This is a genomic window from Flavobacterium sp. HTF (assembly GCF_003105115.1).
Taxonomy (GTDB): Bacteria; Bacteroidota; Bacteroidia; order Flavobacteriales; family Flavobacteriaceae; genus Flavobacterium.
Window position 1 is genome coordinate 1 of sequence record NZ_QETH01000107.1, and the last position, 13,347, is coordinate 13,347.

Below are 13,347 nucleotides of genomic sequence, written 5' to 3' on the forward strand. Positions count from 1 at the left end.
CACCTCTTCCCATCCCGAACAGAGTAGTTAAGCCCGCCTGCGCAGATGGTACTGCAGTTATGTGGGAGAGTATGTCGTCGCCTTTCTTTTGAAAACCCTATCCAAATCGGATAGGGTTTTTTGTTTTATAACTTTTTGATAGTTGAGTTTAGACCTATAGTCAGCCTCAAAATCTGTAGATCTAAAGGATTGTACAGCTAAAAAGAATAATTTTTATAGCCTCCTTAGATTAAAGTTTTCTTTTAGCTATGTTGTTTTATGTCATTAAACTAGAATAGGCTTTTAAAATGCTGTTTTATAGTTCATTTAATTTGTTATGATATATTTTGAGAATTATTGATTGAGTTTAAGATGTAGTTTGGAAAAATATTAGTTAATTGTCTTAAATAGCACAGTGTTTTTCTAGACTCAACAAATATTAAATTAACAGATTTTATAAAACAAAGAATAAAAAAAACTCCATTATTTCTAATGGAGCCTATATTTGAGAAATATTTTATGTTGTTTTCATAAACTTCTTTTTATGGATCTATTGCTTTACGATTTTCACCCTTCTTCCAAAAACACTAAAATAAAGTATTATAATAAAGCAAAATAATGGAATGATATACCCTGATTGGATGTCATCATGTTTAATATCAATTAGTGTACCCATTGCATAAGGGAGGATAGCTCCACCGACAATAGACATTACTAACCAGGATGAGCCGGTTTCAGTATTTGATTTTAATCCAACCAGACCCAAAGAAAAAATGGTGGGAAACATTATAGACATAAAAAAGCCAATTCCGCCCAGTGCATAAATGATATAAATTCCTGATCCATAAATTGCCACCAAACAAAGGAAAGCGCTTATTACGCAATAAATAGAAAGCAAAATATAATCTTTAATGAATTTTAAGAGAAATGTTCCACTAAAACGCCCCATCATAAATAAGAAGCCATAAATGCCAAGATAATAGGCTGCTGTTTTTTCATCTAAACCAGCTTCTTTTTGTGCTATTCGAACAAAAAAACTGGTTACACAAACTTGTGCCCCAACATAAAAAAATTGTGCTACAACTGCCCAACTTAAATGTTTGTATTTCAAAACAGAAAAGAATCCCGGTTTGACTTCATTTTCTGTTGGTTTGGATTTCATAGAAGGTAAATGCATGAAATAAAAAATAATAGCTACTAAAATCAATACGCTTCCTAGAATGATGTAAGGTACTTTTACAGTTGAAGCTTCTTCTAATAAATAAGATACTCTTGTGGTATCAGACATTTCAGCCATCTGTTCTCGAGTATAATTAACTCCAGACAATATAAAGATACCTCCCAAAACAGGACCTAACATAGCTGCTAAACCATTAAATGAAGCAGCTAAATTTAATCTAGAGGAAGATGACTCTGGAGGGCCTAAAATAGCTGCATACGGATTAGCACTGGTTTCTAAAATGGTCAAGCCACAACCAATGATAAACAACGCAAACAGAAAAAGTTCATATGTTCTGGTGTTTGCTGCTGGTATAAATAGAAATGCTCCTGCTGCAAAAACTAATAAACCCGTTATAATACTATTTTTATATCCAATTTTTTTGATAATAATTCCGGCAGGAATAGCCATTACAAAATAAGCAAAAAAGATTGCAGTATCAATTAATGTAGATTGTCGGTTGTTAAGTTGACAGGCTTTTTTTAAATGTGGAATCAATATCCCATCTAAGCCATGTGCCATTCCCCAAAGGAAAAATAAGCTGGTAATTAAGATGAATGGTAAAAGATATTTATTACCATTTCCGCCTTCGGTTGGAACTTCGTGTTGATCACCTGTTTGGTTTGTTAGTTGCATTATGAGGTTTTTTTAGTTAATGAGTTTTTTAGTTGTAAAGCTGCAAAGAAACAAAAGATCAAAGTTTAAGAATTGTTGAGAAAAACTTCGCGCTTCTGCATTCTTGCCTGATAATTTAAGGTGGTTTATAGTGGTTTCTTTTTTACTAAAAGTAAATGATCACATACCAAAACGACTTCACCGTGTTGGTTTATAATTTCTACATGTTCAGTTACCGTACCCATATCAGGTTTTTTGGCTTCTCCTTTTTCGGAAATTGTAATTTCAGAATGAATTGTGTCACCAATATGTACCGGTTTTACAAATCTCATGCGATCGTATCCTTTTGAGAAAGCTTCCGGATTTATTTCAGATGCTGTTAAACCAATTCCAATGCTAAAAACCATTGTTCCGTGAGCAATTCGTTGTCCAAAAGGTTGTGTCTTACACCATTCTTCATCCATATGATGAGGAAAAAAATCTCCGGTATGTCCGGCATGAACCACAAAATCAGTTTCAGTTATAGTTCTCCCGAATGTTACTCGTTTATCTTCGAGTTTGTAATCTTCAAAAAAAGTCGATTTGAAATACATAGTTTTATTTTTTATAATTCATTTAATGAAACACCGCCAGCATTGCTGCTTTTGTAACAGGCTTCTACTACTTTCATAGTTCCAAGAACATCCTGGACACTTGCTGATAATATTTTGTCAGATCCTTCTTTAAAACGCATTAAGTTTGACATGGCTCCAATAAATGCTTCAGGAAACCAGGAACTTTCCAGTTGTACTTTTGTCCATTCATATTCATTTTCACCTTCTTTAACCGGTAAAGCATATTCAAAAACATCAGGTAGTCCATCAGGATAATTCATCAACAATCCCATTTTGGCTTTGATTGCTCCTTTTGTTCCTTCCCACTTAATATAACTTTCTTCGTGTTTTGGCCCAAAATGATGATCATGATTGGTATTGATTACAACATGCATGCTTTCACCATAATCTAAAATAATAGTAGACCGGCTTGAAGATAATTTCTTTAATGGATGTTTGGCTGTTTTTGCCATTACACTATTTGGGTTTCCTAAGAACGAGCGGATACAGTCGATATAGTGTACACTATGAAAAAGAATTTCTAATCTTGGATGTTCTTTTATTAGCGGAAATAATTCCCATGGGGTATTTACAGTAACTTTAAATTCTAAATCGTATAATTCTCCAATAATTCCCTGATTAATCATATATCTGGCGGCACTGACAAAAGAGGCAAAGCGCAATTGAAAATTTATAGCAGCAACCAGATTTTTGCGTTCACAAACAGCTACAATTTCACGTGCCTGTGCTAAATCATTTCCCATTGGTTTCTGAATCAGAACTGCAGCACCGTCAGGAAGCTGTTCTAAAATTTCAATGTATTGATCGGGCAAAACGGTAATATCATAAACAGCATTTTTAGGAGCATTTTTTACGGCCTCGGCAACATTCTCAAAAACATGTTCAATTTTAAATTGTTTTGCTAAATCATATGCTTTAGAAATGGTTCTGTTCGTAATACCAAAAACACTAAAACCAGCCATCTCATAAGCCGGAAGGTGAGCATCTTTTACAATACCACTCGCACCAATAATAATGATGGGCTGAACAGTTTCGGGCAGTAAAGGTTTATATGGAATATTCATTTTTTAAATTTTTGAGTTCGTAAATCTTTGCCAGATTTAAAATTTGACAAGTTCTTAGTTCCTTAATTGTTGAATTGCATTTTGGGTTTCTTCTAAAAGTCTTTCAGATGAAATACCAGTTTCTATTGCTTTCAAAACCATCTGATCAATCAATTCGGCTACTTTTGGCCATATTGGAGTCTGTGGTAAAGTAAGTGCGTTTTCGTGCAGCATTTCTAATTTGTGATAAAACGGTATGATTTTGTTTATTTCAGGATCGTTCCAGGTTGATTTTCTGCATCCAATTCCACCTTCAATAGTTAAAATTTTATCGTTTTCAGGCGCAATTGCGAATTGTAAAAAATCATAAGCTAATTTCTGATGTTTACTTCCCGAACCAATTGTGTATAGCCAGTAGACATTCAGAGAAGCTGTTTTATGATTTTTATCGAACGGAAGTTCAGCAATATCAACTTTGCCCTTTACTTTAGATTCTTCGATAACTTCACACATAGAAGCAAATCCAAACCAATTAATTGCCATTGCGGCTTGTCCTTCGGCGAAAGCCATACCTGCTTCTACAGAACCAAATACTTTTGATTTCGGGTGAACAGCATTTTTATTATTAACCACAGATCTATAAAAATCTAAAGCTTCTACAGCTGAAGAAGTATTGATATTAATCTTATTTTGATTATCGACCAGAGTACCGCCGCGGGTCCATAACTGAAGACAAAAATCAAAAACCATATTGTGACCGTCGGGGAAATTGGCAAAAACACAGCCATATAAGTTTTCTTCAGGCCGGTTAAAAAACGTTGCAATCTGAACAAACTCATCCCAGGTTTTTGGAGGCTGAAGCTCATAACCAAATTGCTTTTCGAAATTTTCCTTTTCTATTGAATTTTCAAATAAATCTTTTCGAAAAATGAGACATTCAGGGCCATCATGAAACGGAAGGCCATAAGTCCCATTATTAATTTGCTGTAAGCGTAACAACGAATTATGCCAGCCATCAGGATAATTCTGAGGTGCATTTTGTTTGATAAATGGATTTAAATCTAGAATCGCTTTTTCGTTTGCTGCATCAAAAACCCAATCGGTATTAAGATGTGCAATATCCCATTTTCCGTTTTGAAGTCCTTTTTGAGCAATAGTCTGTTCGTAAAGATCATGCAATTCTAATGGAATCATTTCGGCTTCAGCCTGAATATTGTTTTTCAGACAAAATGCGTCCCATAGCTTTTGTAAAGTAGTTTCAAAAGGATCAAATTTTCTAACAGCGATTCTTATCTTTTCCATCAGCAATCAATAAATTCTTTAATAATTCGCTCGTTGTCCTGACCTAATTTTGGAGAACCTTTATCTGAAATTAAATATTCTCCATCTATTTTTATCGGACATCTGGTTGTTTTGTACTGATAACCATCTGTCATCTGAACTTCTTGTGTAAAGTCTAAAACCTTAAAACCATCTTCTGCAAAAAGCTGATGATAATTTAATACACTGGCACACCAGATATCTGCCGGTTCTAAAATGTCTAACCAAAATTGAGTATCCTGAGTTTGTAAATGCGAAGCCAGAATATTTTTGATTTCATCCCGTAACGTAAATTTATTTTCAGGAAATGCCAGTAAGGCATCGCATTTTAGAAGTGAAGCTAAAACCGGAATTGATCCCATAGCTAAAGCTAAATAACCATTTTTTGTTTGGTAAATTCCGTATGGTGCTCCCAAATAGGCGTGTGCATTATTGCTTTTTGTTCTGACAGGTAATTCACCACCATCATTGAAATGAGTAGTAATTGTTTCAAACTGAAAATCGTAAGCAGATTCTAACATACTAACTTCGATTTTTGCTCCAATATTATGAGTCGCTTTTCTGTATAAGGCAGCCAAAATTCCTTGAGCTAAGTGTGCGCCGGCCAGCATATCAATAATAGATAATCCCATTGGAACGGGACCGTCGTCCTGGTTTCCACTCAGCCAGGTTAGGGCAGTAAGAGATTGTAATAATAAATCCTGTCCCGGTAAATCTTTTAAATCGGGATGATGACCAAAACCGGAAATTGATCCGTAAATCACAGTCGGATTTATTGCTTTGACATCATCATAACTTAAACCAATACGTTCCATAACTCCGGGTCTGAAATTATGCATGACAACATCGGCTTTGGCTAATAATTTTTTTAATTTTTGAAGTTCATCTGCCTGTTTGAAATCAATGGCAAAGGATTCCTTGTTTCTGTTGATGGTATGAAAAACAGAAGATTCTCCGTTCATAATCAAATCAGAAGTATATAAGGTACGGCATATATCGCCTGTTCCCGGTTTTTCAATTTTTATAACGCGTGCGCCTAAATCAGCAAGTCGTAAACTGGCTGAAGGCCCCGAAAGAAACTGACTGAAATCTATAATTAAATAATCTTCTAATGGTTTCATTCTAATCGTTTAAAAAATTGGTTGTGTATTTTCTCATTGTCCTCGCCCACTTTTGGTGCAGCTTTTTTACTGACCAAAATAGCTCCGTCTAATTGTATCGGGCTTCTGGTTGTTACCAGACTTTTACCATCCGAATTTTTTACAGTTTGTTTTAAATTTAATTCGCTTACAAAAGGCTGATTGTCCAGTTCTTCGTAATTCAGAACTTTTCCACACCAGATTCCTTCCTTTTGAAGTAATTCAATCCAGAAATCTGCTGTTTGTGTGATTATTTTGTTCCCTAATATTTTTCTTATTTCATCTCTCGAAACAAACCATTGGTGTTTATCTGCATATTGGCTCAAATCTAATCCGAGGGTTTTTCCAATAAAAAGTAAATCGCCCATGGCCAGAGAAAGATAACCGTCCAGTGTTTGATAAATTCCATAAGGAGCACTCAAAAAGGCATGTGCGCTTCCTTTGACATCTCCTCTTTCCGGCAATTGTCCGCCATCGTTCAGAAAAGAGGTGATCGCCTCAAACTGAACATCCAGAACAGACTCCAATAAGCTTACTTCAACCAAAACCCCTTTTCCGCTTTTAGCTCTTTTAAGCAAGGCAGCCAAAATTCCCTGAACAAAATGATTTCCACACATTAAATCGGCGACAGCCAGTCCAAACGGAACAGGTCCCTGACTTTTTCTGCCGCTTAGCCAGCTTAAGCCGGAAAGAGATTGTAATAATAAATCCTGTCCCGGTTTTCTGGCCCATGGACCTTTATTTCCATATCCGGTAATTGTTCCGTATATAATCTTTGAATTAATTGCTAAAGTCTGATCAAAGTCTAATCCGATTTTTTCCATTACACCCGGTCTGAAATTATGTGTCATAATATCAGCTTTGGCAATCAGTTTTTTTATTAAAATCAAATCATCCGGATTTTTAAGATCGGCTGCAAAAGATTCTTTATTTCTGTTAATGGTATGAAATAGTAAACTGCTGTCATCAACAAAAAGATCTTTGATGCTTAATTGTCTGCAGGCTTCGCCTTTTAACGGGCGTTCAATTTTTATCACTCTTGCACCTAAATCGGCTAATTTTAAACCAGCAGAAGGTCCGGCCAAAAACTGGCAGAATTCAAGAACAATTAATCCTTCTAATGGTTTCATGTTGTTTGCAGGTTTAAAGATTTTGCGTAAAGCGCATCCATAACTTCTAAAACCTGCTCTTCGTTACCGCCATTCATCAAATATTCGCGAACGATATCTCCGGCATGATCCTGAAAATACATATGTCCTGAATATCTCGGACGAAGAAAAGCCCTTTCTAAAGCAGGTAAAGTATTTTTGAAATAATCGTTTGTTAACAGATTGATTCTTTCACTTTTCCACGCTTGTAAATGACCTGGCTGGCCACCGTTATCAGCAAATATATTCTGCTGAACGTGAGACGAACCAGTGAATTCAGCATATTTTATAGCTTCAGGAATATTTTTACTAAATGACGAAACTGCCAAACCTGTTCCTCCCAGTGAAGAAATCATCGGCTTGTTGTTTAATTCAACTAAATCGTAAAAATGAAGCAGTTTTCGGCTGTATCCTGTTCTCGAATAATTAGAATAACCATAAGCAAAAGGACAATACGCAATTTCATCTGAGTTGACCATAGCTTCATAAACCTGAATTGGATTTCTGTTGAAATTTGCCGGATCAATAAGCTGCGCTAATTCCCTAAACATCTGCAAAGCTTTTTTTCCTGTTTTTTTTGAAACGACTTTATCTTCAGACTGAAAAGGAGCTTCATTCAGGCTACAGCAAAACATATAAAAACTCATCAGAACATCTACAGGAATACCTGCAAAAGCAACAAGTCCTTTTTTGGCCAAAGCCAGTAAATCGTCATAAGTCTGGGGTACTTTTAAACCTTGTTTTTCTAAGATATCCAAACGCGCAGCTGCTACCGGAGTAGCTGCGTCAATTGGCAAAGCCCATAATTTATTATGAAAAACGTAACTGCCGTAAGAACGCCCGACAGTATTTATTTCCTGATCTTTTATATATTCCGGAGAAAGATAATCAGACAGGGGGAGGATGGCATTTGTATATGCTCCAAATCCGGTCCAGGGATGATCGATCACCAATAAATCGAATCTTTTTGCCAAATCTTCTATCGAAGCATCGGCAAATTCCTGTAAGCTTCTTTTCTCCCAGGTAATTTCAATTTTTGGATTTAGTTCGGTAAAACGCTGAGCTGTAGCTACCATTGGTAATAAACCTCTTGTATGATTCCAGGTTATTCCTTTTAATACCTTCATTTTTTTAGGATTTATGTTGAAAGTTCTAATTTGAAATTTAATAAATGTAAAAAACACATTTACAAATGTAGAAATAAGATTTAAACATGCAAGAAATCTTAACTTTAATAAAGGATCTTTTTTAGTTAAAGTTTAAACAAGAAGTAATTTTTTTACAAATCACTTAAAAAATGTGATAATTTTTTAAAGTATGATTATTTTAGGAGAAACTTATTAAAATATATCTCAAATATTGAGATTAAAAATTACATTTGTAAATGTGTTTTTTACATTTAATTTAAATTAAATCAAAAAGCAACAATTACACAATTCATTAAATGACTAAATAATTTTAAAGATGTTTTCATTAAAAAATAAAAAGGCTGTAATTACCGGTGGTGGCAGCGGAATAGGAAGAGCAATTGCAGTTTTGTTTGCCAAACAGGGAGCAGAAATTCACATTATTGATTTAACTATTGAAAGTGCTCAGGAAGCAGTAGCAGAAATTCAAAAATCCGGAGGGAAAGTATTCTCATATGCCTGTAATGTCGCAGACCAAAAAGAGGTTTCAGCTACATTTGAAAAAATAGGAAACATCAATATTCTCGTAAACAATGCAGGAATTGCAAATGTGGGCAAAGTTGACACTACAACAGAATCTGATTTTGACAGGGTTATGGATGTCAATGTAAAAGGAGTCTATAATTGTCTGTATGCTGCTATTCCACAATTCAGAATTTCGAACGGCGGGGTTATCATCAATATGGCTTCAATTGCAGCTTGGGTTGGTATCCCGGACAGGTTTGCTTATTCTACAGCCAAAGGAGCGGTAATGGCAATGACATTATCTGTAGCTAAAGATTATATGCATGAAAATATTCGTTGCAATTCCATTTCACCTGCGAGAGTTCATACCCCTTTTGTAGACGGCTTTATTTCAAAAAATTATGCCGGAAAAGAAGCAGAAATGTTCGAAAAATTATCCAAATCACAACCAATAGGAAGAATGGGAAAACCAGAAGAAATTGCTGCTTTGGCTTTATACTTATGTAGTGACGAAGCCGGATTTATTACAGGCTGCGATTATCCTATCGATGGAGGATTTATTAAATTAAATAACTAAAAAAAGAGACTAAGATTCTGATATACTAAGTTGCTAAGTTTTTGGCCTTAGAACCTAAAAAACAAATAATAATCAAAATAGAAAAAAAATGAAATTAATACGTTTTGGAGAAATCGGAAAAGAAAAACCAGGAGTTTTAATTGGTGAAAAGAGATATGATGTTTCGGCAATTGTTTCGGACTTTAACGAAAGTTTTTTCGAAGAAAATGGTTTAGAAAAATTGCAAAAAGCATTAGACAGTAATCCGACTTTACCGGAAGTAGATTCAAATGTGCGTTTAGGCTCTCCTGTAGCGAGACCTTCAAAAATAATCTGTATTGGATTAAACTATGTAGACCACTGTAAAGAAACAAATGCACCAATCCCAACGGAGCCTATTATCTTTTTTAAATCAACAACTTCTTTATGCGGTCCTGATGACGATTTGATTATTCCTAAAAACAGTGAAAAAACAGACTGGGAAGTTGAGCTTGCATTTGTAGTTGGAAAAAAAGCAAGTTATGTTGAAGAAGCGGAAGCTTTAGATTATGTTGCGGGTTATGCCTTGTTGAATGATTATAGCGAAAGAGCTTTTCAGTTAGAGCGTGGCGGACAATGGGCAAAAGGAAAAGGTAGTGATACATTTGCGCCTCTTGGACCATTTTTGGCTACTAAAGATGAAGTAAAAGATGTAGATAATTTATCAATGTGGCTTACTGTAAATGGTAAAAAATATCAGAATAGCAATACTTTAAATTTAGTTTTCAAGATTCCATATTTAGTTCATTACTTAAGCCAGTTTATGACATTGCTTCCTGGCGATATTATTAGTACAGGAACACCTCCGGGAGTTGGTTTAGGTATAAAACCAGATCCAATATATCTTAAAGCAGGAGATGTCGTAGAACTTGGAATCGAAGGTTTGGGAACAAGTAAGCAAACGGCAGTAGCCTATAAAAAGTAATTAAAGAAATTGCAAAGATGAAATTTATAGTATGTGAAAAGCCTCAGGAATTTGTTTTAAAAGAAACAGAAATGCCGGAACCAAAAGAAGGCGAAGTATTGCTGAAGATTAAAAGAATCGGAATCTGCGGAACAGATATTCATGCTTTTGGCGGAACACAGCCTTATTTTGAATATCCCAGAATTTTGGGGCACGAACTTGCTGCAGAATATATCAAAGGAAATGCTGAAGGTTTTAAACCTGGAGATAAAGTAACTTTTATCCCTTATTTTAATTGCGGAAAATGTGTTGCCTGCAGAAACGGACTTACAAATTGTTGTGTAAATATTAAAGTTTTCGGAGTTCATATTGATGGCGGAATGGCAGAGTATGTTACAATTCCGGAGCAATATTTACTTCACGGTCAGGACTTGGATTATGATGAACTGGCTTTGGTTGAGCCATTGGCCATTGCAGCGCACGGTGTAAGAAGAGCTGCGGTCAAACCAACTGATACCGTTTTGGTAATGGGAGCAGGACCAATTGGTATCGGTCTTATTCAGTTTGCAAAAATTGCAGGAGCCAAAGTTATCGTGATGGATATTAATGAGTACCGACTCAATTTTTGTAAAGAAGCGCTCAAGGCAGACGAAACTATAAATCCATTACACGATGATGTTGCAGCAAAACTCGCTGAAATTACAAATGGTGATATGGCTAATGTTGTAATTGATGCAACCGGAAACCGAAATGTAATGAACGGAGCTTTTAATTATATTTCTCACGGAGGGCGATTTGTTTTAGTCGGACTTCAAAAAGGAGAATTGAGTTTTAGCCACCCTGATTTTCATAAAAGAGAATCAACTTTAATGAGCAGCAGAAATGCAACCATTGAAGATTTTGAATATGTGATGAAATGCCTGAAAGAAGGAAAAATCGATCCGAAAAAATACATTACACACAGAACCAGTTTCTCAAATATGATTGACGATTTTGGAAAATTAATCGATCCAAAAAATAATGTAATTAAAGCCTTAATTGAGATTGAATAATTTGTAAAATGTGAATTGTGAGATGTAAAATGTGAAATTTTTTTATTGAAAGAAGATAAAATCTACTTTATCCTTTACATCTCACAATTCACAAAATACATTTCACATTTTACAAATCACATCTAACACAAAAAGAAATGGATTTAAATTTAAAAAATAAGATAATTGTTGTTTCAGGTTCTGCGGGAAAACAAGGCAGTATTGGAGAAACAATCATTAATCGAATTGCAGATGAAGGAGCGATTCCGATTTTGATTGACAGAAACAGCAGAGGATTGGATTATGCAGAAGCTTTTCAAAAAAGAGGAATAGATTCTTTATTTGTGCAGACCGATGTAACGGATCCCATAGAAATTGAAAATGCAGTTAAAACAATCGTCGCAAAATACGGTCGAATCGATGTCGTTATCAATAACGTTGGTGTAAATGACGGAGCCGGTTTAGATTCAAGTTATGAGGATTTTATGAATTCTTTGAAACTAAATGTAGTAAGTTATTTTTTGTTAGTTAAATATGCGCTTCCGTATTTAAAAGAATCCAAAGGAAATATATTGAATATAGGTTCTAAAGTTGCTTTGACAGGACAAGGAGGAACTTCAGGTTACGCTGCCGCGAAAGGTGGAGTTCTCGGTCTTACCAGAGAATGGGCAGTTGATCTGATTCAATTTGGAATCCGTTCAAATGCGATTATTATTGCAGAAAGTTATACTCCCGCATATGAAGACTGGATCAAAACAGTACCAGATGGCGAATTGGTTTTGAAAAAAATCAACAAAAGTATTCCGTTTGAAGGAAGAATGACAAAAACGGAAGAAATTGCAGATACAGCACTTTTCATTATTTCAGATCGCTCTTCTCATACAACAGGACAATTTGTTTTTGTTGATGGAGGATATGTACACCTGGATCGTGCTTTAATCAACGACGTAAATTAAACTTCTATGAATAACAGAATTGACGCACATCAGCACTTTTGGAAATTTGACCCCGTAAGAGACAGTTGGATCGATCATACCATGCAGAAAATTCAAAGAGATTTTTTGCCGGAAGATCTTTTGTGGCTGCTTACAGAAAATAATTTTGAAGGCTGTGTGGCCGTTCAGGCAAGTCAATCTGAAGAGGAAACAAACTTTCTAATAGATTTAGCAAAAAACAATAACTTTATAAAAGGCATTGTGGGCTGGGTAGATTTATGTGATAAAAATATCGCAGAAAGATTAGGTCATTTTTCAAGTCAGGAAAAAATCAAAGGTTTCAGGCATGTCGTTCAGGGAGAACCGGATGATTTTATGTTTAGAGAAGATTTCCGAAATGGGATAGCAGCACTAAAACAATATAATTACACCTATGATATTCTCATTTTTCATCGCCAGTTACCTGCAGCACTAAATCTAGTTAAAAGTTTTCCCAATCAGGCTTTTGTTATCGATCATATTGCAAAACCGGATATTAAATCGGGTGATATAATATCATGGAAAAAAGACATTGAAGAAATCGCAAAATACGAAAATGTTTCCTGCAAAATTTCAGGAATGGTAACCGAAGCCAACTGGAATTTATGGAAAGCTGGTGATTTAAAACCCTGTCTCGATGTTGTTTTTGAAAATTTTTCTGCTGACAAACTAATGTTTGGTTCCGACTGGCCAGTTTGCAATGTCGCGGCAGATTATGCTACAGTTGTAAAAACACTGGAAGATTATATTTCACATTTTTCAATTGAAGATCAAAATAAGATTTGGTATCAAAATGCAAAATCATTCTATAAACTCTGATTTAAATAAAGATTATATAAAAAAGTGCTTTCAAAATCAATTCCGGTTGATAAAATTTGAAAGCACTTTTTTTATTGCTAAAAATATTGAAATAAGTGCTTTTGACAAAGGATAGTACAGGATAGTTATGTTTTTTACATTCTCTTATTTTACAATCAGATTGATCGTTAAAATAATATAAATGTCGAATACAATTATAACCAATATGAATTTTAAGCACGTAAGCTATTTATGGGATGAGTCCAGGGCCGCTGCCTTGGCAGGAGATGAAGTAGCGCTTTTTATTTATCGTTCC

12 protein-coding genes and 1 rRNA gene are annotated in these 13,347 nt (G+C 35.0%); 6 read left to right on the plus strand and 7 right to left on the minus strand.

Going from position 1 to position 13,347, the window contains the following annotated elements; translation table 11 throughout:
* Nucleotides 1-86: ribosomal RNA gene (gene rrf / locus DCO46_RS20050) — 5S ribosomal RNA — on the plus strand; the annotation flags it as partial.
* A 443-nt stretch (nucleotides 87-529) separates the two neighbouring features.
* On the opposite strand, the gene fucP is transcribed toward rrf, so the two are convergent.
* The 7 genes from fucP to DCO46_RS20085 form a co-directional block, all read right to left on the minus strand.
* A complete protein-coding gene (gene fucP, locus DCO46_RS20055) occupies nucleotides 530-1,834 on the minus strand; it encodes an L-fucose:H+ symporter permease (RefSeq protein WP_116754261.1) in 1,305 nt (434 codons plus the stop codon).
* A 125-nt stretch (nucleotides 1,835-1,959) separates the two neighbouring features.
* Nucleotides 1,960-2,406, minus strand: a complete 447-nt coding sequence (locus DCO46_RS20060) for a MaoC/PaaZ C-terminal domain-containing protein (protein WP_116754262.1) — start codon at nucleotides 2,404-2,406, stop codon at nucleotides 1,960-1,962.
* Between the two features lie 11 nt (nucleotides 2,407-2,417).
* On the minus strand, nucleotides 2,418-3,491 hold the full coding sequence (locus DCO46_RS20065) for a Gfo/Idh/MocA family protein (protein WP_116754263.1): 1,074 nt from the start codon (nucleotides 3,489-3,491) through the stop codon (nucleotides 2,418-2,420).
* A gap of 54 nt (nucleotides 3,492-3,545) precedes the next feature.
* On the minus strand, nucleotides 3,546-4,772 hold the full coding sequence (locus tag DCO46_RS20070; RefSeq protein WP_116754264.1) for an ABC transporter substrate-binding protein: 1,227 nt from the start codon (nucleotides 4,770-4,772) through the stop codon (nucleotides 3,546-3,548).
* A complete protein-coding gene (locus tag DCO46_RS20075) occupies nucleotides 4,772-5,911 on the minus strand; it encodes a CaiB/BaiF CoA transferase family protein (RefSeq protein WP_116754265.1) in 1,140 nt (379 codons plus the stop codon). The genes DCO46_RS20070 and DCO46_RS20075 overlap by 1 nt, the downstream gene beginning before the upstream one ends.
* Nucleotides 5,908-7,059, minus strand: a complete 1,152-nt coding sequence (locus DCO46_RS20080) for a CaiB/BaiF CoA transferase family protein (protein ID WP_116754266.1) — start codon at nucleotides 7,057-7,059, stop codon at nucleotides 5,908-5,910. Before DCO46_RS20080 ends, DCO46_RS20075 begins: the two co-directional genes overlap by 4 nt.
* Nucleotides 7,056-8,204: an ABC transporter substrate-binding protein gene (locus tag DCO46_RS20085; protein WP_116754272.1), complete on the minus strand. Its 1,149-nt coding sequence runs from the start codon at nucleotides 8,202-8,204 to the stop codon at nucleotides 7,056-7,058. The genes DCO46_RS20080 and DCO46_RS20085 overlap by 4 nt, the downstream gene beginning before the upstream one ends.
* Nucleotides 8,205-8,541: 337 nt before the next feature.
* Here DCO46_RS20085 and DCO46_RS20090 point away from each other — a divergent pair, with 337 nt between their 5' ends.
* From DCO46_RS20090 to DCO46_RS20110, 5 genes are all read left to right on the plus strand, one after another.
* Complete coding sequence (locus tag DCO46_RS20090; protein WP_116754267.1) at nucleotides 8,542-9,306, plus strand: SDR family NAD(P)-dependent oxidoreductase; 765 nt, start codon at nucleotides 8,542-8,544, stop codon at nucleotides 9,304-9,306.
* 88 nt (nucleotides 9,307-9,394) lie between these two features.
* Complete coding sequence (locus DCO46_RS20095; RefSeq protein ID WP_116754268.1) at nucleotides 9,395-10,249, plus strand: fumarylacetoacetate hydrolase family protein; 855 nt, start codon at nucleotides 9,395-9,397, stop codon at nucleotides 10,247-10,249.
* Nucleotides 10,250-10,266: 17 nt separating this feature from the next.
* The gene (locus DCO46_RS20100) at nucleotides 10,267-11,280 is read left to right on the plus strand and encodes a zinc-binding alcohol dehydrogenase family protein (RefSeq protein WP_116754269.1); all 1,014 of its coding nucleotides are present in this window, start codon (nucleotides 10,267-10,269) and stop codon (nucleotides 11,278-11,280) included.
* A 137-nt stretch (nucleotides 11,281-11,417) separates the two neighbouring features.
* Complete coding sequence (locus tag DCO46_RS20105) at nucleotides 11,418-12,215, plus strand: SDR family oxidoreductase (protein WP_116754270.1); 798 nt, start codon at nucleotides 11,418-11,420, stop codon at nucleotides 12,213-12,215.
* A gap of 6 nt (nucleotides 12,216-12,221) precedes the next feature.
* A complete protein-coding gene (locus DCO46_RS20110; RefSeq protein WP_116754271.1) occupies nucleotides 12,222-13,052 on the plus strand; it encodes an amidohydrolase family protein in 831 nt (276 codons plus the stop codon).
* Nucleotides 13,053-13,347: the final 295 nt, after the last annotated feature.